Below are 18,250 nucleotides of genomic sequence, written 5' to 3' on the forward strand. Positions count from 1 at the left end.
GAGGGGCGCGCTTTTGTGTTTCCTGCCCCTACTACGGACACGATGAAGGGATCCGGCTCCGCGACGGACTGGCAAGCGATCGATCGGTGGGAACACGGCGTCGGCTGGCTGCCCTATCCCGACGAGACGATGCAGCGAGCGAGCCACGCGATCGAGGTCGACGGCGAAGTGTGGCTCGTCGATCCCGTCGACTTCGACGGATTGGACGATCTCGTGGCCGAATACGGTGAGGTCGCGGGCGTCGCCGTCCTGCTGGACCGGCACAAGCGCGACGCCGCCGCAGTCGCGAACCGCCACGACGTTGCGGTTCACGTGCCGGCGTTCATGCGCGAGATCGCCGACGACTTCTCGGCCCCGGTCGAACTGATCGAACGGGAGCTGGGCGAGACGGGCTACAGCATGTACGAGCTCAAGAACAACGGCTTCTGGAAGGAGGCGGCGCTGTACAGCGACGACACGGAGACGCTGGTCGTTCCGGAGTCGCTCGGCACCTCGTCGTACTTCCGAGCCAGCGGCGAGCGGCTCGGCGTACACCCGATGTTGCGGCTCTTCCCGCCGCGGAAGCTCGCCCGCCTCTCGCCCGAGCGGGTCCTCGTCGGCCACGGCGCGGGGATCCACGAAGACGCGGCGGCGGCCGTCCAGGATGCCCTCGACGGCTCGCGGACGCGGGCTCCGTCGCTGTACGCCAAGACCGCCAGAGAGTTCATCTTCGGGTAGGCCGACGACGGAACTATGAGCGTTCGTGTCGAAGTACGGCTGTGATCTACGCGACGCGTGGCCTCGTCGAGTCGCTGCTCGGAATGGGCCGTGACGCCGATCCGGACTCCGTGACCGTCGCCGTCTCGGTCACGCCGGCCGGCGACCTTCCGGAGGCCGATCTGGACCCGACGACCGACGTTTTCACACACTTCTACATGCCCAGCGCCGGCAACTCCGTCAGTGCGGTTTTCGGCTTCGACCTGGGGACGCCGGTCGCCCAGAGCAACGGCCGATTCGTCTCACATCCCGAGGGCCGTCTGGGCGTGACGAAGACCGACGACCTCCACGAAGTGATCTTCGTCGCCGTCCCGCCCTGGGACGAGGAGTCGATCGCCGCGTTCGACCGGCGTGGCGAGGAGTTGCCGCTCACCGTCCTCGACGTCGCGCCGCCGGAGGAAGCACTAGAATAGCTACTCGATGTAGCCCAGATCCTGCAGCTGTTCGGTGATGTCCTGGAACTCGGCCTCGGTGAGTTCGCCCTGCTGTTGGTGCTGAATGACGATGCTCCGGAGCATGAAGCGAACGAGGTCGCTCGTCGACGAGAAACTCGTCCCCTCGATCGTCTCTTCGACCCTGTCGGCCAGGTCTTTCGGGATCGACACCGTGGTGTAATCGGACATACCTCCGGTTTGCCGCGCTGGCGGATAGTCGTTGCGGGCTCTGGATCCGCCGGTGTCGGCCGTTCGTACCGTTGGCCGTACCGTCGACGACGTTCCCCGGTCCGGGCCAGGAACCGCTCGCGGACGGCGGCGTCAGGGCTGGTCGGCGGTCGTGTCGAACTGGCCCATCTCGGCGTGGTTCGTCGGGTCGAAGGTTCTGGGCGCACCACAGCGCTCGGTCCAGGACTCGGTCGCCGTCGACTCGGGCGTACGGTCGGACGGGCGCGTGTAACTGCCTTCACTTGCCGGGTCGGTCGTCGCGTGCTGTTCGTCGGTTCGGGTCGTCGTGTCAGTCTGTATCCGGGTTGCCATCGTCTGTTTGGAAGGGTGGTGTCGTTCGAGTGGCGCGGTTCGGTGTGTCGCTGTCGGCGGCGGCTGCGAGTGATACGCTCATCGGTACTTCACCTTCTCCACCAGTCCTTAATAAAAGTTAATGATTAATTCCGGGGCCCGAACGAGCCACCCTCAGACGGGTCGTTGTCGAGGTTTCCCGGCGAGTGTCTCCGTGGCGACACCTCCCGGTACGCCACGCCGACGCTCCGTGTCAGACGACCAGTTCCTTGGGATACTCCGTGAGGTTCTCGTAGCCGTCTTCGGTGACGACGACGAAGTCTTCGATACGGACCCCACCGACCTCGGGATCGTACAGGCCCGGCTCGACCGTCACGACGTGGCCGGGTTCGAGGACGCCGCCGTTCGGTGCGACGCGCGGGAGTTCGTGAACGTCCAGCCCGACGCCGTGACCGGTGCTGTGGATAAATCCTGTCTCTGTCGACTCGTCGCTGCGCAGCGTCGGCTGGCCCGCCTCTTCGTACACGTCACAGACGGCGTCGTGTACCTCGGCACCGGTGGCACCGGGCTCGATCGCGTCGAGGGCGGCGGCGTGGGCTCGGGCGGTGAGTTCGTACCACTCGGCCACCGTCTCGTCGGGTTCGCCGACGACGAACGTCCGGGTCATGTCGGCGTGGTACTTCGACGCCTTGTGCTGCGGGAAGATGTCGACGATGATCGGCTCGCCGGCACGCAGCGGCCCGCTCCCCCTGTCGTGGGGATCTGCGGCGTCGCTCCCACAGGCGACGATCGTCTCGTCGAGCGCACAGCCGTGGCCCAGCAGCGTCACCTCGATCTCCTCCTTGATCCGCTCGCTCGTGAGCCGCTGGCCGTCGTAGAGCAACTGTCCTTTGGCCGCAGTGCGACTGTCCCGGAGCAGTTCCTCGGCCGCGGCCATCGCCGCCTCGTTGGCCCGCTGGGCGGTCTCGATGTGTTCGATCTCCTCGTCGGTCTTGGTCGCTCGGAGCTCCGTGATCACGCTCTCGTCGTCCGACTCCACGGTCACGCCGCGGTCCCGAAGTCTGTCGGCCGTCGAGAGGGGGAACCGCGGCGGCGCGGCGACCGACTCTACGTCGTAGGAGTCGAGGAACGCAGCGATCACGCGGCTGACGGCTTCTCGTGGGCCGTACTCCTCGACTTTGCTCTGGTAGCCGAAGTCGACGTAGCGCTCGACGGTGTCGGCGCGGGCCTCTTTGTTCGCCCGTCCGTACTCCAGGCTCCGGGAAAAGAGCAGGTGGACCTCCCCGTCGTACAGCGTCAGGAAGGAATCGGGCGCGTCGAACCCCGAGAGGTAGTACTGATCGGCCTCTGTCGAGTCGGCGTCGATCAGGTAGCCGTCGAGGTCACGATCGTCCAGGGCGGCGTCCAGTTCGCTGAACTCTGGATCCATGTTCTGTCGTGCGTTCCCGGCCTTCATTAGTCTCTCGGGGCGCAAACAGACACGCTCTTGGTCCGGCCAGCCGACCGGCCGGACGTGAACGCCGAAATCAGTCCGTCGACGGTCGGTGGCACGGCACGAGCGCCGCCGTCGAAGAGTTACACGCACCGGGCAATTCTCGCAGCGGGATACGCCGACGGCGCGGTCGTACACGACCCGCTCGTCAGCGCCGACACGAGGGCGACGATGCGAGCGGTCACCGCCTTCGGCGGCAGCGTCGCGCTACGGGACGATGAGACGGTCCTCGACGTGGCCGGCTTCGACGGGCGGCCAGAGACGCCCGACGACGTGATCGACTGTGCGAACAGCGGCACGACGACGCGGCTCGTCACCGCCACGGCCGCCCTCGGCGACGGGCTGACCGTCCTCACCGGTGACGAGTCGCTGCGCTCCCGGCCGCAGGGACCGCTGGTGGACGCCATCACGACAGACCTCGACGGACGCGCCGAGAGCACTCGTGGGAACGGCCGGGCCCCACTGGTCGTCGGCGGTGCCGTCGACGGCGGCGAGGTGTCGATCCCCGGCGACGTGTCCTCCCAGTACATCACCGCGCTCCTGATGGCCGGTGCCGTGACCGACGAGGGAGTCGACGTACACCTCGAAACGGAACTCAAGAGCGCGCCGTACGTCGACATCACGCTGGAGGTGCTTGCCGACTTCGGGATCGAGGCCGAGGCGACGCCGGACGGCTTCGCGGTCCCCGGCGGCCAGTCCTACGCGCCGACCGACGGCGAGTACCACGTCCCCGGTGACTTCTCTTCGATCTCCTACCTGCTGGCCGCGGGCGCACTCGCCAGCGAGGACGGACTGACGATCACGTCCGCGTATCCGAGCGCGCAGGGCGACACGGCGATCGTCGACATCGTCCGCGAGATGGGTGCCGGCGTCGACTGGGACCGCGAGGCCGGCGAGATCGAGGTCACGAGCGCACTGCTGTCCGGCGTCGAGGTCAGCGTCGCCGACACGCCGGATCTCTTGCCCACCATCGCGACGCTGGGCGCGGCGGCCGACGGGATCACGCGGATCGTCGACTGCGAGCACGTCCGCCTAAAGGAGACCGACCGCGTCAGCGCGATGGCCGAGGCGCTGACGAAGATGGGCGCGAGCGTCGAGGAGCGCCAGGAGACGCTGACGATCCACGGCGGCGAGAGCGACCTCCAGGGGGCGACGGTCGACGGGCGCGCCGACCACCGGATCATCATGGCGCTGTCGATCGCCGGTCTCGTCGCCGACGGGACGACGACCGTCGACGGCATCGAACACGTCGACGTGTCGTTCCCGGACTTCTTCGACGTACTCGGCGACATCGGCGCGGCCGTCCAGCACTGACACTGCAAGTGTCCGTAACGCGTCTTCGTCGAATGGCGAACAGACGGCACGGACCGCTCGCGCGCCGCTGTGCCGTGCTCCCGCGAGACGACGCGCGACGAACAGTCACCGCATAGCCGCCGGTGGTTCCGCGTTCGCACTTCAACCTTCGTACGCCGACTGTAAGGTTGAAATGCCCCGAACCCAACCAGATACGTAATGAACGGGAACGAGTTCGGTCGGCTCTTTCGGCTGACCACCTTCGGCGAGAGCCACGGGGACGCGATGGGTTGTACGGTCTCGGGTGTGCCGGCGGGTGTCGAACTGTCCGAGGAAGCGATTCAGGAAGATCTCGACCGGCGCAAGCCCGGTCAGTCGATGATCACGACCTCGCGGGGCGAGCCCGACAAGGTGTCGATCAAGTCCGGACTGCAGGACGGCTACACGACGGGAACGCCCATCGGCATGGTCATCCAGAACAAAGACGCCCGGTCGGGGAAGTACGAGCCCTTCATCACGGCACCGCGGCCCTCACACGGCGACTACACCTACTCGGCGAAGTTCGGCACGCGCAACTGGGGCGGTGGCGGCCGTTCGTCGGCCCGCGAGACGGTCAACTGGGTCGCTGCCGGCGGCGTCGCCAAGCAGGTCCTCGCACAGTCGGACTACGACGTACAGATCAAGGCTCACGTCTGCCAGATCGGCGACGTGGTTGCCGACGACGTGAGCTGGGAGGAGATACTCGAACACAGCGAGGACAACGAAGTCCGCTGTGGCGATCCCGACGCCGCCGAGGAGATGCGCGACCTCGCGGACGAGTACCAGACGGAGGGCGACTCGATCGGCGGCGCGATCTACTTCGAGTGTCGCGGCGTTCCGCGGGGCCTCGGTGCGCCGCGGTTCGATTCGATACCCGCACGCCTCGGGCAGGCGATGTACTCCATCCCCGCGGTCACGGACTTCGAGCTGGGGATCGGGCGCGACGCTCGGACGGCCACCGGGACCGACTACACCGAAGACTGGGAGTTCGGCGAGAGCGAGGCGACAGCCTCGGAAGACGCGAGCGGCGACGAGCCGCGAGCGAGAGGCGACCCCGTTCCGGTCGGCAACGACCACGGCGGCATCCAGGGCGGGATCACGACCGGCGACCCGATCTACGGCGAGGTCACCTGGCACGCGCCGGTCTCGTTCCCGAAGACCCAGGAGACCGTCGACTGGGAGACCGGCGAGAGAAAGGAGATCACCGTGACGGGGCGACACGATCCCGTCCTCCCGCCGCGGGCGGTCCCCGTCGTCGAAGCGATGCTCTACTGTACCGTGCTGGACTTCATGCTGCTCGGTGGCCGGATCAACCCGGACCGGCTCGACGGCCGGCCCGGCGAGTACGGCACCGACTACCACCCGTCGAGCCCCCAGAACGATCCCGAAGACGCCGACACGCACGCGACGACCGTCGACGAGGACTGACATGGACGCCGACCAGGAGTCTCTGTCCAATCCGTACGGGATGGACGAGACGTGCCAGAACTGCCCCGAACTCTGCGAGACGCGGCAAAGCGTCGTCCACGGCTACGGCGACGTCGGCGCGGAACTGCTCGTGCTCGGCGAGTCGCCCAGCGAGGCGGCCGACGAGGCCGGCCTCCCGTTCGTCGGTGACCGAGAGCGAGAGCTGCTGGACGTCCTCGAACGCGTCGGACTGGTGGACGATCCCGACGCCGACCGCCCCCAGTTCGACAACGTCTATCTCACCTACGTCAGCCGCTGTCGCCACCCCGAACGCGGTGCGACCGACGAGGAAGTCCGGAACTGCGAGCCCTACCTCAACAGCGAAGTCCGGATGATCAACCCCGAGCTGCTGTTGCCGGTCGGACAGGCCGCGCTGGACGCGCTGGCCTTCGAGTACACCACCCTGAGCGAGGACGAACTCGCCGTCGAAGAGCGCCACGCGACGACGATCCGGGGGCGTGGCTTCGAACTCCTCCCGATGATCGAACCGTGGGAACAGACCGACGCGGAACGCGACGCGTTCCTCGAACACCTCGGCGAGACGCTGGGCCGGGACTACCGCCAGACGAAGGGACGCCGAAGTCGGTAGCGCCCGGTCAGAACCGCTCGGCCGACTCCCAGCGCTCTCGCGTGGCCTCGATCTCGGATCGCTCCCCCTCGATGTCCGAGAGGTGCCAGACGATGTCGGTCAGCGTCAGGATCCCGACCAGATCGAGGCCGTCGAGCACCGGGACTTTCTTGACGCCCTCCTCGGACATCTGTCGAGCGACGCTCCGGACCGCCGTCTCGGGCGTGGTCGTCACGACCGAGCCGTGTGCGAGCTTCGCGACCGGAATGTCGTCCAGCGGCCGTCCGGTCCGCAGTGCGGCCGCCAGCGCGTCGTGCTCCGTGACGATCCCACAGGGAGCCCCGTCGTCGAGGACGACGACCGACCCGACGCCGGCATCGAGCTGGCGCTGGACGGCCTCGGCCAGCGTCGCGTCGAGGGCGACGGTCACGACGGCCGTCGACATGAGCTCCTCGACGAGCATGGAGTGTGCTATCACGTCCGAGAATATAACCTCCGCGCCCGGCCAGTGGAAAGTGAAAAGGGTCGCCTCACCGGAGAGAGGAGTATGACCACTGTCGCAGTGATGGCCGAACCGCCCGAATCCGGTGCCGTGCTCACGGACCTCGTCGAACGCGATCGGCTGACGCCGGACGAAGCGTCGGAGCTGTACGCCGCGATGCTCGCCGACGTCTGCGAAGCAATCGACGGGAGCGGGGCGGAGTTGCTCGTGAACTACCGTGCCGACGAACAGGTCTCCAGCGAGGACGGAACGTCGGAACGCGAGGTTCGCTCGGCGCTCGACGGCGTCGTCGACACGGACGAGGTCCGGTTCGAGGTGCAGGTCGGCTCGACCGAGTCGGCCCGTGCCGGCAACACGATCACGTACCTGCTGGAACGGGAAGGCGTCCGGACGGCCGCGGTGGTGAGGCCGACGGCCGCCCTGCTCGGTCGCCAGCACATCGACACCGCGGCGATGAAGCTCCGGAGCAACGGCGTCGTGCTCGGTCCGTCGACGGCCGGCCGGGTCAGCTACGCCGGGTTCGCCGAAGCGATCGACTTCGAGGACGCCTTCCAGACGCCGACTGTCGAGACGCTCGTCCAGCGGGCGACGGACGCGGGACTCGCCGTCGACTTTCTCCCGACGATCCCGGTCGTCGAGCGGGACGCGGACCTCTCGACGGTCGTGTCACTCCTGCGTGCTCGCAACCGAGCCGATCGACTGGTCCCCACACGGACCACGGCGGCGCTCGACGAGTTCGGGTTCGAAGTCGTCGACAGAGACGGGACCGCGACGGTCGTTCGTCCCTAGAGGAACTGCAGGCAGACCGGACTGGGCAGTTCGGTGACCGCACCGGTCGCGGACAGTTCGCCCGTCGCGGCGTCTACGTCGAACGCGACGACGTCGTTCGTGTCCATGTTCTCGGCCAGGAGCGTCTCGCCGTCGGGAGTCAGCGCGAAGTTCCGCGGCCACTCGCCCCGGGTCGACACGGTGCCCTGGAACTCGACGGTCCCGTCGTCGACGGCGAACGTGGCGATGCTGTCGTGACCGCGGTTCGAGCCGAAGACCCACTCGCCCGAGGGGTGGACGTGGATGTCTGCGGTGATGTTCTCGCCGTCGTAGTCGTCGGCCACCGTCGGCGCGGTGTCGACCACGGTCAGACTGCCCGTGTCCGCGTCGCGCTCCAGTACCGTCACCGTCGAGTCGAGTTCGTTGATGAGGTACGCGTACTCGCCGTCGTGGTCGAACGCCATGTGACGAGGGCCCGACCCGGCCGCCAGCTCGACCGTCGCCGCGTCGCTCGCCACGAGCTTTCCGTGGTCGAGGTCGAGTTCGTAGCCGACGATCCGGTCGTCGCCCAGGTCCGGCACGTACGCGTACTCGTTGTCCGGGCCGGGCTGGATCGAGTGCGGGTGAGCGGCCTCCTGTCGCTCCTCGTTGGGGCCCGAGCCCGTGTGTTCGACGAGGTCCGAGGGCGCGCCGATCTGGCCGTCCTCGGCGATCGGACACATCGCGACCGATCCCCCCGTGTAGTGGGCGACGAGTAGGTACTGGCCCGTGGCGTCGACCGTGCAGTGACACGGGTCGGCACCGCCGCCGGTCCTGATCTGATTCAGTCGCGTGAGCTCGCCGGTCGCCCGGTCGATCTCCAGTGCGGTGACGCCGCCGTCGTCGACCTCGTTGACCGCGTAGCAGTACTCCCCGCTGGGATGGATCGCCAGGAACGAGGGATCGTCCCCCGCGGCCGTGACCGACCGCTGTTCGACAGCGCCGTCGCCGTCGACCGCGACGGTGTAGATGCCGTCGCTGTCACCATCCGTGTACGTTCCGACGAGTGCGAGTTCCTCTGTGGCCATCACTCTCGCTTCGACGGCCCCTGTCTTCGGTCTTTGGGCTCGCCGCCGCCCGCCCACAATCGACACTCCTTAGGCCGACCCCCGGCTATCGACGACTGTCCTGTGGTGGGATGGCAGAGCGGCCCATTGCGCCTGCCTTGAAAGCAGGTGGCGCAAGCCTCCTGGGTTCAAATCCCAGTCCCACCGCTGTGTTACCCCGACCAGCACTGCGTGGCGACGGCACAGCCCGGATTCTCCCCAGCGGTAGGCCGCCGCCGTCGCCGTCCGGGGCGTCGGTCGAGCGGTGAACCGAAGGCGAAAAAATCGCTTTCACAAAACACGAAGCTTATACCGTGGTGCTAAGTTGTTCAATCAAACAGAGTGTTACAGATGTCGAGCAACACAACGTCGTCGAGATTCGGGACCGGTCTGGCGCTTCTCGTCGCCGGACTACTGGTCGTCAGTAGTATCGGGCCGGCGCTGGCTGCACCGCGCGTGTTCGTCGCGGGTGCGTCGTTGACCGAGAAGACGACCGCGACGGGCGATAGCGTCGACGTGAAGATCAGACTCCGAAACACCGGCGAGGACGACGGTGCCGGTCGCGTCACGATCACGGCCAACGGCGAGGAAGTCCACGTCGAAAACTACGCCGTCGAGAGCGGGGGATCGCGGACCGTGCGGGTTCCGCTCAGCTTCGACGAACCCGGTGAGTACGAGATCGTCGCCAACTCGAAGACGGCCGGGACGGTCCTCGTGGACCGTGCGGTCGCGCGGACGACCGAGTATCGGTCCGACGGACGGACCATGCGGGTCCGCACCGGCTCGGTCGACGGGACCGGGCCAGTCACCGCGACCTTCCCGACGACGAACGACTCGCTGGCCGTCGATTCGCTCACCTTCGGGACCAGCAGAGACCGGTTCAACCGGACGGTCGCGACCTACACCGATCCGGAGGCGGTTCCGTTCTCGCTCCCGTCGGGTGACGGGACCACCGTCTTCGGTGCCGTCACCGTCCAGCAGGCCGCCGACGTGGACGACCGACGCGTCCGGATTGCGGTCAACCAGTCCGTGATCGACGCGACCGACGTGGACAGCGACGAGGTCGAGATCTACAGCGGGACGGACGGTGCCGTCCAGCGAACCAACACGACGTTCGAAGGCCCCGCTGACGGTCGCTACGTCTACGAGGCCCGGACCAACGAGACCGAGACGCTGTTCGTCGGCTCGCTGGCCCCGGTGTTCGAGGTCGGCGGACACACGCTGTCGACCAGCGAGAACGGCGTCGAGAAGGAGCTGTCCGTGAGCGCGAACGTCACCAACGCGGGCGACGTGGCCGGCGAGTACACGGCGTCGCTGCGAGTCGACGGGACCGCCGTCAGCAACGAGACCGTGACGCTCGGCCCCGGCGAGACGCGCCGGATCACCGTGTCCGAGGCGATCAGTCGCGACGGGAACTATCGTGTCGCCCTCGACGAGCAGTCCGTCGGTAGCGTCGTCGTCGAGACGGGTGACGGCGAACAGACCGAGACAGACAGCGAGCAGACGACGGGCGGAGACAGCACGCCGGAGTCTGACGACGGTGCGGACCAGACGGAGACCGGTGAGGCCACTCCCCCCGAGTCCGACGGCGGGTTCGACGTGTCTGTACCCGAGTCCGTCTCGGAGTTCGACGTGGGCCTCACCGAGATCGCGATCGGTGGCGGTGTCGCCGTGATCGGCGTCCTCCTCGTCGCGCTCCGACGCTGGTAACCGGGAGATTTTTGCGTGGGTCACCCTACCCATCCGGTATGGACTGGCCACACGATCCCGACGGCGAGGAAGGGAGCGAAGGGCGTCGAAAGTACGGCCATGCGGTGATCGCAAAGAAGATCGACGAGGAGGCAGACTTCCCGCTGTCGGCCGACGAGTTCGTCGCGGAGTACGGCGATCACCCGATTCGAATCGACTACGAGACCGTCGTCTCCGTCGCCGACATCTTCGAGCACGTCGAGGGCTCGGAGTTCGAGGACTTCCCGGAGTTCCACAAGGCACTGGGGCGTGCGCTTCGGTCGGCCGATTACTGGCCGTACCGTCTCGAACACGCGTAGTGTGCGCGTGAGGCATGTGACCGAGACACAGTCTTTCGAGCGCCGCCGACTCGCTGGTCGCCCAGCGCCGTCCCTGATACGGAAAGTTGTAGGTCTTTACCAGATCGACCGCACGCCGTCGTGCGGTCGACTGGGTAAACGCCTACAACCGTCCGTATGAGACGATTGTCGCCGCGTCCGCACCGATCCCGGTTCGACGGACCGTTCCGACAGAACAATAGCCGTCCCTCGCTAACGGTGAGCCAACCGTGACTAACACGCAGGTGACCCACATACAGATCGACAACTACGGGCCGTGGACGGTGACGCCGGAGCCACGCCGCGAAGTAGATCTCCAGACCCTCCAGTCGCGCCTCTTTGCCGATCTCTCTCAGCTGTTCGGGAACCGAGACGCGTACGTCTTCTTCACCCGGTTCGACAACATGATCGCGGTCAGCAACGGCGTCGATCTCGACGATCACGCGCTCATCCAGGAGTCGGTCGCGAACCGGTATCCCGTGACGATGAGTCTGAGCGTCGCGACCGGGACGACGCCGGCCGAGGCGCTGGGCACCGCGACCGAGCAGCTCCAGGCGGCCGGGAGCGCGCAGGACGAACACCGCCGAGAGATCCTCAAGGGACGCGTCGTCGACGAGGAGTTCCGCACCGACGAAGACGTACAGATCGCCCACTTCGACGTGAACGACGCGACCGAGAAGTACACCGACCAGCTCAACGAGTTCGACACGTTCATCGAGATCGAGCAGGGGTACGCCGAGTTGATGCGCCACATGCGACGAGCCCACGACTCGCTGGCTTTCTTCGTCGGCGGAGACAACGTCATCGCGACGTGTCCGGAACTGGACGAAGCCGACTACCGGGAGGCGATCGATCACGTCCAGGAGACCGTCGGCGTCGAACTGAAGGTCGGTGTCGGCCGCGGTGCCGTCGCCGCCGCCGCCGGAATCACCGCGAAGCACGCCCTCGAAGAGTGCCGAGCGACCGGCGACGACGTCACGATCGAGTTCTGACGGCCCAGTCCTTACCGTTCGGACGCGGCGGGTATAAGCGTAGTGCAGGTAGCTTTTAGGGCACCTGTGTGTTACCGGCTACCATGAACGAGAACGTGACAGTGCAGGAGGTGATGGAACGCGAGTTCGTCGGTGTGAGCGAATCGGACGGCGTTCTGGAAACGTCGGAACTGCTGCTTCGGGAGGCGGCCGATCTGGCCGTCGTACTGCGCGGCTCCGAGCCGGTCGGCGTCGTCACCGACAGGGACGTGCTCGCCCACCTCGTCTCCGACGGCGATCCGTCGGCGGCGACGGTCGAAGACGTGATGACCGAGTCCGTTCCGACCGTGGCCGCCGAGGAGACGCTGCCGGAGGCGCGCGACCGGATGTCGTCGTGGTCGACCAGCTGGCTCGTCGTCTCCGACGGCGGCGAGCCGGCGGGCATCGTCACGGAACACGACATTCTGGCCACGTCGGCGCTGGGTAGCGAGGCGACCGCCCAGGAGGCGATGGGACAGACCGCGAGTCAGACGGTGGCCGACGAGGTGGCGGCGGCCGGTGCCACCGCGACGGCGGGCCAGACGACCCCCGACGAGCCCTTCGACGATCAGGGCATCTGCGAGCAGTGTGGCTCGCTCGCCCGTAACCTGGCTGCGTTCAACGGGCAGCTCCTCTGTGACGACTGTCGAGACATCTGAACCGACCGTATGGAGATTACTCTCGCGTCGACCGGTCAGGTCGACGACGTTACCGAACTGTGGGTCGAGTTGGCCAGCGGCCAGCGCAGCCACGGCTCACACATTCTCCCCGAGGAGAACCGCTCGACCGCGCGGGACGCCGTCCTCAGACACACCGTCGCGGACGAACTCGCCGTCGCGGTCGTCGACCGCACCGTCGTCGGCTTCGTGATGTTCACCGTCGAAACCGGCGAGTACCGTCAGGACCGGACCCGCGGTCTGATCAAAAATATCTACGTGCGGCCCGACGACCGGAACCAGGGGATCGGGACGGCGCTGCTGGCGGCCGCAGAATCCGAGCTGGTCGATCGCGACGCCGACTGTGTCACCCTGGAGGCGATGGCAGACAACGACGCGGCCCGCCGATTCTACCGTCGCCACGGCTACGACCCCCACCGCGTCGCCTTCGAAAAGTCGACCGAAAGCGATACCCTCTAAATGGTCCCCGCATAATTACCGCCTGCGCCAGGGGAGCTTGGGTGGTCCAAGCACTCGACTTGTAATCGAGAGTTCGTGGGTTCAAATCCCACCCCTGGCTCCTCCCGATTTTCACACGTCGTATAGTAACAATTGAAACGATTTACACACCGATCGCACTGCTGTCGTGCGATCGGGTGTGCATTGATTTTCAATGGCTACTATAACGACGAGCCCAGCACCGCACACCGTCGGCGGATCACCGGCTCGGAGACGGTAGCCAGTCGACCAACGCGGTCGCCGGTGGGTCAGACTCTCGCGACGCTCCCGAGACGGAACGTCGCCGCCTGCCAGTGAGCGTCGATATCGCAGGCGCTCACCGGGACATCGGTACAACTGGCCGCAGGAAACAGCGACGGCCGGCAGTGTTACCGCTGGTCGTTCGGAGAGTCTGGTGGGCGGACCACGACCTGGTCGCCGACGCCGTCCACTCGGTCTGCGGGGACGCGGAGATGGCCGTCGTCAGTCCGCTCCAGTGTCTCCGGAACGTCGCTGGAGGGGTCGGTTTCGACGATCAGCGTCGCCAGCTCGCCGGTGTCGATCTCCATCGTCAGGTTGTGAACCACACCGAGCGCTTTGCCGTCGGTGCGTATCACTGGCTTTTCGGGGAGGCTGCTTGCGAGGACCATGCTCGTGTCGTCGGTCTGAACACAATTAAAAATCGCTGATTTCGTTCGATTCCGTGGGTGACTGGTGGGGGTAGCGGCCTCCAGAGAGAGCACCGATCGCCGCCGGGTGCGTGATTTAAGTCCGTGCGACCCCCGCAGTCGGATATGGGCGACACGCTGGAGCTGTACACTGGGGATACCGTCACGGTCGAACACGTCAAGCCGCTCTCGAACGGCGGAGGGCGCTTCGATGTCACCGCGGAGGACGGCCGGAAGTGGCGCATCGACGTGACGCGCGACGGCGACGTGGACGTGGTGACGACCTGGGAAGACGGCACGCTGGCGAACCTGGACGTGCCCGAGTGGATGGACGACGTGACGGGGCGGTTGAGCCGGCTGTGACGACGGGACCGGACCTTTTTGAGGCAGGACGGAACGACACGGCGACGTGACCTTCGTACTCGGACGCGAGCGTGGTCTCGACGGCGGCCCGACGGTCAGACTCGGCACCTATCGCGCGAGTGACGGCAGCGGCGTCGGTCCGGTCCATCTCGATCTCGACCGGCCACACGCCGTCACGATCGTGGGCAAGCGAGGATACGGGAAGTCCTACACGCTGGGTGTGATCGCGGAGGGACTCGCGCGCGCTGGCGGGACCGGTCCGGTACTCGTCGACGCGATGGGAGAGTTCGGAACGCTGACGGCCGACGCCAGCGGCGATCCGGTTCCGGCCACCGTGGTCGACGAGCCGCGGGTCGCGCCGTCGTCGCTGTCGCCCCGGACGTGGTGTCGGCTGCTGGGGCTGGCCCCCGACAGTCCCGCGGGCAGTCTGCTCTGGCGGGCCGCCAGCGAGGGCGGATCGATCTCGGAGATGCGCACGTCGGTCCAGGCGGTCGACGCGTCGGCGGGCGTGGTCAGAACCGTTCGCAACCACCTCGAGATGGCACAGCGCTGGGGGGTGTTCGATCCGGCGGGAGTGACTGCGACGGCTCTCGCCGACGGGACGGTGACGGTCGTCGACGTGTCGACGCTGGACCGTGCTCCGGCCAACGCCGTCGTCAGGGCGATCTGTGACCTCCTCTATCGGGGGCGGATCGAAGGGCAGATCGAACGGCTCCCCTGGCTGCTCGTCGACGAGGCCCACGCGTTCTTCGACGGCGTCGCCGAACCGGGCCTGCGACGGCTCCTCACGCGCGGGCGAACGCCGGGCGTCAGCCTCGTCTGTGCGACACAGCGCCCGAGTGCCGTCCCGGCCGTCGGCCGCTCCCAGACCGACCTGCTCGTGGCCCACCGGCTCACGTCGGGCCGCGACATCGAGGCGCTCACCGCAGCCCAGCCGACGTACCTGACCGGCTCGCTGACAGAGCAGCTACCCACCGGTCCCGGCGAGGTCGTCGTCGTCGACGACACGACCGAGAGCGTCCACGGGGCGACGGTCCGGGACCGCGTGACTCCCCACGCCGGTGATAGCCCGAGAGCCAGCGCGGTGGCGTCGGACGAGTGATGCGGTCTCTGTCCGATCGCTCTACGCTTTTGTGTCTCCGTCCCCAACGGAGAGCCATGAGTGAGAAAATCACCGACGAAACGGCGGACAACGACGAGGAGTGGCGCGAGATCCTCACGGAGGAGGAGTACCGGGTCCTGCGAGAGCAGGGCACCGAGCCGCGGTTCAGTAGCGACCTGATCGACGTGAAAGACGACGGGCAGTTCCAGTGTGCGGGCTGTGGGACGGCGCTGTTCGACAGCGGGGAGAAGTTCGACTCCGAGACCGGCTGGCCGAGCTTCTGGGACGTGTACGACGAGGGCGCGATCGAGACCCGTCGGGACACCAGCCACGGCATGGACCGCACGGAGGTCGTCTGTGCGAACTGCGAGGGTCACCTCGGCCACGTCTTCGACGACGGTCCCGACCCGACCGGCAAGCGCTACTGCATCAACGGCGCGGCCCTGGAGTTCGAGGCAGACGAGTAGGACCACCGGAACGCTTTTTACGGTGTTCGCGATTCGTACGTGTAGGTACCAGTGACAGACAGTACGACCGACGCGACCGACGACTCGGCGGCCTCGACAGCAGCCGACCAGCCACTGTTGAAGCCCTCGCTCACGGAGTTTCCGTGGCTCCGTGCGGCCCTCGCATCGGTCGGAATACTCGCCGTCCAGTACGCCGCGATCGTCGTCACACTTGCGCTCTCGGGATCGGCGGTCACCAGGGCGGAGTGGTCGCTCTGGCAGAAGGCCGTCCAGTACGTCTACGTGGTGTACAGCGCACACCACGTCCCGATCGCGACGACGGTCTCGCAGGGAGTCCAGGCCGGGTCGGGACTGAACAATCTCCTCTATGGCCAGCCGTTCTTTCCGGCCGTCCTCTTTTTTGCCCTTCCGGTCGTCGTGCTCCTCGCTGCCGGGTTCCTCTTCGAGCGCCAGCGGACGCCGCCGGTGACAGTCGGGGGCACAGAAGAGAGCGCGATGGTCGCCACGGGCGTTGCCATTCCCTACGTCGCCGTCGGGGCGCTCGGTTCGTTCGTCTTCGTCCGGCGGATCACGGGCGAGGCCGCACAGGCGGTCTCGGCTCCCGCGCTCCTGTGGACACTCGTCGCGATGTTCCTGTTTCCGATGGTGTTCGTGGCGATCGGTGCGGCACTCGCCTACGTCGTCTCGACGCCCGGTCGGGCGTAGCTTCGCTCGACGAACTCGAGGATCCGTTCGGACTCGGCCATTGTGACGCCGCGGTCCTCGTCGACGAGGACGGGCACACCTCGCTGTCCGGAGACCCGCTTGACGGCGTCGCGTTCGGAGTGGCGTGGCTCGACCCACACCGAGTCGTAGTCGATATCGAGCTCGTCCAGTCGCTCGGCGACCGCCTCGCAGTACGGACAGCCATCGAGCTGGTAGAGTGTGATGCTCATATCCGTGCCTCGGACCGGAGTCAGAAGCCGCTTTCGGCGCGGCTGTCGGCGGTGTCTCGAAAGAAATCGGGGCGGCTGGCTTACTCGTAGAGCCAGGTTTCGTCGATGCGCTCCCACTCGACGAGTTCGTCCTCGTCGAAGAAGAGCTCGATCTCTCGCTCGTTCGAGCCCTCGTCCTCGTGGTCGGAGCCGTGGATGACGTTCCGTCCGAGGTCGAGTCCGAGGTCACCGCGAATCGTTCCGGGTGCGGACTCGGCCGGATCGGTCTCGCCCATCATCGAGCGGACCTGTCGGACGGCGTCCTGTCCTTCCCAGACCATCGCGAAGACCGGACCGGACGTGATGAACTCGACGAGACCCTCGAAGAACGGCTTGCCCTCGTGCTCGCCGTAGTGTTCCTCTGCGAGCTCTCGGTCGATCTGCATGAACTTCGCGCCGACGAGCTTGAGCCCGCGGTCCTCGAAGCGGCTCACGATGTCGCCGATCAGGCCACGCTGCACGCCGTCGGGCTTGACCATGACGAACGTCCGTTCGAGGTCCTCGCTCATGCCTCGGCCTCCTCGGTCTCTTCGTCGTCGGTCTCGGCGGACTCCGCTTCGTCCTCGTCGGCCGCCTCGTCTGCCTCGGCGGATTCGTCCTCGTCGGCGTCCGCTTCGTCTGCCGGCTGCTCGTCCGCTGCTTCGGCGGCTGCCTCGGCTTCGGCGGCCGCTTCCTGCTCTGCAGCGGTGGTCTCGCGACCGGCCTCGGTCCACTCGAGGTTCCGCGCCTCGCGGCCGAGATCGGCGTTGTTCTCACATTTCGACGAGCAGTAGTGGATCGTCGTTCCGCTCTTTCGAACGAACATCGTCCCGGTGCCGGGCTCGATGTCCGCGCCGCAGTAGTCACATTCTCGGATTCGAGGCATCGTTACTGACCTCCGATCTGGTCGGCCTCACGTGCGGTCTCGCGCAGCTGGAGCACGTCGCCCTCTCGGACGGGACCGAGGACGTTTCGGGTGATGATCCGACCCTGGTTCGAGCCCTCGCGGATGCGGCACTTGACCTGCATGGCCTCGCCGTGCATCCCCGTACGGCCCACGACCTCGATGACCTCGGCCGGCGTGGAGCCACTGTCTTCGGATTCCTCAGCACTCATCCTCGGTCACCTCACCGAAGTTCCTCGACCTTGCTGGCAATGTCCTCGACGTCGTCTTCCGCCTCACCGGCGTCGACGACTGCCGCGGCGGCACTGCCGACCTGGAGGCCGGCGGCGTGGCCGAGGTCACTCTGCTCGGCGACGAAGACGAACGGCACGTCTTTCTCGTCGGCGAGTTCCGGGATGTGCATGACGATCTCCTCGGGCTGAACGTCCTCGGCGACGAGGACGAGTGCGGCGTTGCCGCGCTCGATTGCCTTGGTCGTCTCGTTCGTTCCTTTCTTGACACTTCCTGTGTCCCGCGCGACCTCGAGCGCCTCGAGGGCGTCGTCTGCGAGATCTGCAGGGACGTCGAAATCTACGTATACTGGCATTGATGGATCACCTCCTGCACGCGGGCTCGCGCTCCCCCGCCTGAGAGTCCTGAG

26 protein-coding genes and 2 tRNA genes are annotated in these 18,250 nt (G+C 66.8%); 17 read left to right on the top strand and 11 right to left on the bottom strand.

Annotation, left to right across the window (positions count from 1 at the left end):
- Positions 1–42 precede the first annotated feature (42 nt).
- Together HALKA_RS0112600 and HALKA_RS0112605 are read left to right on the top strand one after the other, a co-directional pair.
- The gene (locus tag HALKA_RS0112600; RefSeq protein ID WP_018258331.1) at positions 43–717 is read left to right on the top strand and encodes a hypothetical protein; all 675 of its coding nucleotides are present in this window, start codon (positions 43–45) and stop codon (positions 715–717) included.
- Positions 718–758: 41 nt separating this feature from the next.
- Positions 759–1,169 (top strand): JAB/MPN domain protein-containing protein, encoded by a 411-nt coding sequence (locus HALKA_RS0112605; RefSeq protein ID WP_018258332.1) that lies wholly within the window; start codon positions 759–761, stop codon positions 1,167–1,169.
- Here HALKA_RS0112605 and HALKA_RS0112610 read toward each other — a convergent pair whose 3' ends face one another.
- From HALKA_RS0112610 to HALKA_RS0112620, 3 genes are all read right to left on the bottom strand, one after another.
- Positions 1,170–1,379 (bottom strand): ribbon-helix-helix domain-containing protein, encoded by a 210-nt coding sequence (locus HALKA_RS0112610; RefSeq protein ID WP_015763592.1) that lies wholly within the window; start codon positions 1,377–1,379, stop codon positions 1,170–1,172.
- A gap of 132 nt (positions 1,380–1,511) precedes the next feature.
- A complete protein-coding gene (locus tag HALKA_RS0112615) occupies positions 1,512–1,730 on the bottom strand; it encodes a hypothetical protein (RefSeq protein ID WP_015763591.1) in 219 nt (72 codons plus the stop codon).
- Between the two features lie 232 nt (positions 1,731–1,962).
- Positions 1,963–3,138 carry a M24 family metallopeptidase gene (locus tag HALKA_RS0112620; RefSeq protein ID WP_026190299.1) on the bottom strand — a complete coding sequence of 392 codons (1,176 nt, stop codon included), beginning with the start codon at positions 3,136–3,138 and terminating at the stop codon, positions 1,963–1,965.
- An 84-nt stretch (positions 3,139–3,222) separates the two neighbouring features.
- Here HALKA_RS0112620 and aroA point away from each other — a divergent pair, with 84 nt between their 5' ends.
- The 3 genes from aroA (at position 3,223) to HALKA_RS0112635 (ending at position 6,589) form a co-directional block, all read left to right on the top strand.
- Positions 3,223–4,515, top strand: a complete 1,293-nt coding sequence (gene aroA, locus HALKA_RS0112625) for a 3-phosphoshikimate 1-carboxyvinyltransferase (protein WP_026190300.1) — start codon at positions 3,223–3,225, stop codon at positions 4,513–4,515.
- Positions 4,516–4,713: 198 nt separating this feature from the next.
- Positions 4,714–5,961, top strand: a complete 1,248-nt coding sequence (gene aroC, locus HALKA_RS0112630) for a chorismate synthase (protein WP_018258335.1) — start codon at positions 4,714–4,716, stop codon at positions 5,959–5,961.
- Between the two features lies 1 nt (position 5,962).
- Positions 5,963–6,589, top strand: a complete 627-nt coding sequence (locus tag HALKA_RS0112635; RefSeq protein ID WP_018258336.1) for a uracil-DNA glycosylase — start codon at positions 5,963–5,965, stop codon at positions 6,587–6,589.
- A gap of 7 nt (positions 6,590–6,596) precedes the next feature.
- Here HALKA_RS0112635 and HALKA_RS0112640 read toward each other — a convergent pair whose 3' ends face one another.
- Positions 6,597–7,031 carry a CBS domain-containing protein gene (locus tag HALKA_RS0112640; RefSeq protein WP_018258337.1) on the bottom strand — a complete coding sequence of 145 codons (435 nt, stop codon included), beginning with the start codon at positions 7,029–7,031 and terminating at the stop codon, positions 6,597–6,599.
- Positions 7,032–7,115: 84 nt separating this feature from the next.
- Here HALKA_RS0112640 and HALKA_RS0112645 point away from each other — a divergent pair, with 84 nt between their 5' ends.
- On the top strand, positions 7,116–7,859 hold the full coding sequence (locus HALKA_RS0112645) for a hypothetical protein (RefSeq protein ID WP_026190301.1): 744 nt from the start codon (positions 7,116–7,118) through the stop codon (positions 7,857–7,859).
- Here the strand turns inward: HALKA_RS0112645 and HALKA_RS0112650 are convergent.
- Positions 7,856–8,905: a lactonase family protein gene (locus HALKA_RS0112650; protein ID WP_015763584.1), complete on the bottom strand. Its 1,050-nt coding sequence runs from the start codon at positions 8,903–8,905 to the stop codon at positions 7,856–7,858. The two genes, HALKA_RS0112645 and HALKA_RS0112650, sit on opposite strands and share 4 nt — an antisense overlap.
- A gap of 104 nt (positions 8,906–9,009) precedes the next feature.
- Between HALKA_RS0112650 and HALKA_RS0112655 the strand changes: the two genes are divergently transcribed.
- The 7 genes from HALKA_RS0112655 to HALKA_RS0112685 all read left to right on the top strand — a co-directional run bounded on the left by HALKA_RS0112655 (position 9,010) and on the right by HALKA_RS0112685 (position 13,235).
- Positions 9,010–9,091, top strand: a tRNA-Ser gene (locus HALKA_RS0112655).
- A 183-nt stretch (positions 9,092–9,274) separates the two neighbouring features.
- Positions 9,275–10,633 carry a hypothetical protein gene (locus HALKA_RS0112660; RefSeq protein ID WP_018258339.1) on the top strand — a complete coding sequence of 453 codons (1,359 nt, stop codon included), beginning with the start codon at positions 9,275–9,277 and terminating at the stop codon, positions 10,631–10,633.
- Positions 10,634–10,671: 38 nt separating this feature from the next.
- Positions 10,672–10,971 carry a DUF5785 family protein gene (locus tag HALKA_RS0112665; RefSeq protein ID WP_018258340.1) on the top strand — a complete coding sequence of 100 codons (300 nt, stop codon included), beginning with the start codon at positions 10,672–10,674 and terminating at the stop codon, positions 10,969–10,971.
- Between the two features lie 248 nt (positions 10,972–11,219).
- On the top strand, positions 11,220–11,981 hold the full coding sequence (locus tag HALKA_RS0112670; RefSeq protein ID WP_026190302.1) for a GTP cyclohydrolase III: 762 nt from the start codon (positions 11,220–11,222) through the stop codon (positions 11,979–11,981).
- A gap of 83 nt (positions 11,982–12,064) precedes the next feature.
- Entirely contained in the window at positions 12,065–12,658 is a 594-nt protein-coding gene (locus tag HALKA_RS0112675) for a CBS domain-containing protein (RefSeq protein ID WP_018258342.1), read from the top strand.
- Between the two features lie 9 nt (positions 12,659–12,667).
- The gene (locus HALKA_RS0112680; protein ID WP_018258343.1) at positions 12,668–13,135 is read left to right on the top strand and encodes a GNAT family N-acetyltransferase; all 468 of its coding nucleotides are present in this window, start codon (positions 12,668–12,670) and stop codon (positions 13,133–13,135) included.
- A gap of 26 nt (positions 13,136–13,161) precedes the next feature.
- Positions 13,162–13,235, top strand: a tRNA-Thr gene (locus tag HALKA_RS0112685).
- A gap of 307 nt (positions 13,236–13,542) precedes the next feature.
- Here the strand turns inward: HALKA_RS0112685 and HALKA_RS0112690 are convergent.
- Positions 13,543–13,803 carry a PRC-barrel domain-containing protein gene (locus tag HALKA_RS0112690; protein WP_018258344.1) on the bottom strand — a complete coding sequence of 87 codons (261 nt, stop codon included), beginning with the start codon at positions 13,801–13,803 and terminating at the stop codon, positions 13,543–13,545.
- A 144-nt stretch (positions 13,804–13,947) separates the two neighbouring features.
- Here HALKA_RS0112690 and HALKA_RS0112695 point away from each other — a divergent pair, with 144 nt between their 5' ends.
- From HALKA_RS0112695 to HALKA_RS0112710, 4 genes are read left to right on the top strand one after another with little or no spacing between them, the layout of a single operon-like run.
- Entirely contained in the window at positions 13,948–14,184 is a 237-nt protein-coding gene (locus HALKA_RS0112695; RefSeq protein WP_015763577.1) for a hypothetical protein, read from the top strand.
- A 46-nt stretch (positions 14,185–14,230) separates the two neighbouring features.
- Entirely contained in the window at positions 14,231–15,286 is a 1,056-nt protein-coding gene (locus HALKA_RS0112700; RefSeq protein ID WP_018258345.1) for an ATP-binding protein, read from the top strand.
- 56 nt (positions 15,287–15,342) lie between these two features.
- Complete coding sequence (gene msrB / locus HALKA_RS0112705) at positions 15,343–15,753, top strand: peptide-methionine (R)-S-oxide reductase MsrB (RefSeq protein ID WP_018258346.1); 411 nt, start codon at positions 15,343–15,345, stop codon at positions 15,751–15,753.
- Between the two features lie 51 nt (positions 15,754–15,804).
- Complete coding sequence (locus HALKA_RS0112710; RefSeq protein WP_018258347.1) at positions 15,805–16,458, top strand: DUF7978 family protein; 654 nt, start codon at positions 15,805–15,807, stop codon at positions 16,456–16,458.
- On the opposite strand, the gene HALKA_RS0112715 is transcribed toward HALKA_RS0112710, so the two are convergent.
- From HALKA_RS0112715 to rpl7ae, 5 genes are all read right to left on the bottom strand, one after another.
- On the bottom strand, positions 16,428–16,688 hold the full coding sequence (locus HALKA_RS0112715) for a glutaredoxin family protein (protein ID WP_018258348.1): 261 nt from the start codon (positions 16,686–16,688) through the stop codon (positions 16,428–16,430). The genes HALKA_RS0112710 and HALKA_RS0112715 overlap by 31 nt on opposite strands.
- A gap of 80 nt (positions 16,689–16,768) precedes the next feature.
- On the bottom strand, positions 16,769–17,236 hold the full coding sequence (ndk, locus tag HALKA_RS0112720; protein WP_018258349.1) for a nucleoside-diphosphate kinase: 468 nt from the start codon (positions 17,234–17,236) through the stop codon (positions 16,769–16,771).
- Positions 17,233–17,592 (bottom strand): 50S ribosomal protein L24e, encoded by a 360-nt coding sequence (locus tag HALKA_RS0112725; protein WP_018258350.1) that lies wholly within the window; start codon positions 17,590–17,592, stop codon positions 17,233–17,235. Before HALKA_RS0112725 ends, ndk begins: the two co-directional genes overlap by 4 nt.
- Before the next feature lie 2 nt (positions 17,593–17,594).
- The gene (locus tag HALKA_RS0112730) at positions 17,595–17,822 is read right to left on the bottom strand and encodes a 30S ribosomal protein S28e (RefSeq protein ID WP_015763570.1); all 228 of its coding nucleotides are present in this window, start codon (positions 17,820–17,822) and stop codon (positions 17,595–17,597) included.
- 11 nt (positions 17,823–17,833) lie between these two features.
- Positions 17,834–18,196 (bottom strand): 50S ribosomal protein L7Ae, encoded by a 363-nt coding sequence (rpl7ae, locus tag HALKA_RS0112735; RefSeq protein WP_015763569.1) that lies wholly within the window; start codon positions 18,194–18,196, stop codon positions 17,834–17,836.
- Between the last annotated feature and the right edge of the window lie 54 nt (positions 18,197–18,250).

Origin of the sequence: Halomicrobium katesii DSM 19301 (assembly GCF_000379085.1) — an archaeon.
Lineage (GTDB): Archaea > Halobacteriota > Halobacteria > Halobacteriales > Haloarculaceae > Halomicrobium > Halomicrobium katesii.

Coding starts and splice junctions, on each gene's coding strand:
- HALKA_RS0112600 (WP_018258331.1), top strand. CDS start 43: ATGAAGGGATCCGGCTCCGCGACGGACTGGCAAGCGATCGATCGGTGG.
- HALKA_RS0112610 (WP_015763592.1), bottom strand. CDS start 1,379: ATGTCCGATTACACCACGGTGTCGATCCCGAAAGACCTGGCCGACAGG.
- HALKA_RS0112615 (WP_015763591.1), bottom strand. CDS start 1,730: ATGGCAACCCGGATACAGACTGACACGACGACCCGAACCGACGAACAG.
- HALKA_RS0112620 (WP_026190299.1), bottom strand. CDS start 3,138: ATGGATCCAGAGTTCAGCGAACTGGACGCCGCCCTGGACGATCGTGAC.
- aroC (WP_018258335.1), top strand. CDS start 4,714: ATGAACGGGAACGAGTTCGGTCGGCTCTTTCGGCTGACCACCTTCGGC.
- HALKA_RS0112635 (WP_018258336.1), top strand. CDS start 5,963: ATGGACGCCGACCAGGAGTCTCTGTCCAATCCGTACGGGATGGACGAG.
- HALKA_RS0112640 (WP_018258337.1), bottom strand. CDS start 7,031: ATGCTCGTCGAGGAGCTCATGTCGACGGCCGTCGTGACCGTCGCCCTC.
- HALKA_RS0112645 (WP_026190301.1), top strand. CDS start 7,116: ATGACCACTGTCGCAGTGATGGCCGAACCGCCCGAATCCGGTGCCGTG.
- HALKA_RS0112650 (WP_015763584.1), bottom strand. CDS start 8,905: ATGGCCACAGAGGAACTCGCACTCGTCGGAACGTACACGGATGGTGAC.
- HALKA_RS0112660 (WP_018258339.1), top strand. CDS start 9,275: ATGTCGAGCAACACAACGTCGTCGAGATTCGGGACCGGTCTGGCGCTT.
- HALKA_RS0112665 (WP_018258340.1), top strand. CDS start 10,672: ATGGACTGGCCACACGATCCCGACGGCGAGGAAGGGAGCGAAGGGCGT.
- HALKA_RS0112675 (WP_018258342.1), top strand. CDS start 12,065: ATGAACGAGAACGTGACAGTGCAGGAGGTGATGGAACGCGAGTTCGTC.
- HALKA_RS0112680 (WP_018258343.1), top strand. CDS start 12,668: ATGGAGATTACTCTCGCGTCGACCGGTCAGGTCGACGACGTTACCGAA.
- HALKA_RS0112690 (WP_018258344.1), bottom strand. CDS start 13,803: ATGGTCCTCGCAAGCAGCCTCCCCGAAAAGCCAGTGATACGCACCGAC.
- HALKA_RS0112695 (WP_015763577.1), top strand. CDS start 13,948: ATGGGCGACACGCTGGAGCTGTACACTGGGGATACCGTCACGGTCGAA.
- msrB (WP_018258346.1), top strand. CDS start 15,343: ATGAGTGAGAAAATCACCGACGAAACGGCGGACAACGACGAGGAGTGG.
- HALKA_RS0112715 (WP_018258348.1), bottom strand. CDS start 16,688: ATGAGCATCACACTCTACCAGCTCGATGGCTGTCCGTACTGCGAGGCG.
- ndk (WP_018258349.1), bottom strand. CDS start 17,236: ATGAGCGAGGACCTCGAACGGACGTTCGTCATGGTCAAGCCCGACGGC.
- HALKA_RS0112725 (WP_018258350.1), bottom strand. CDS start 17,592: ATGCCTCGAATCCGAGAATGTGACTACTGCGGCGCGGACATCGAGCCC.
- HALKA_RS0112730 (WP_015763570.1), bottom strand. CDS start 17,822: ATGAGTGCTGAGGAATCCGAAGACAGTGGCTCCACGCCGGCCGAGGTC.
- rpl7ae (WP_015763569.1), bottom strand. CDS start 18,196: ATGCCAGTATACGTAGATTTCGACGTCCCTGCAGATCTCGCAGACGAC.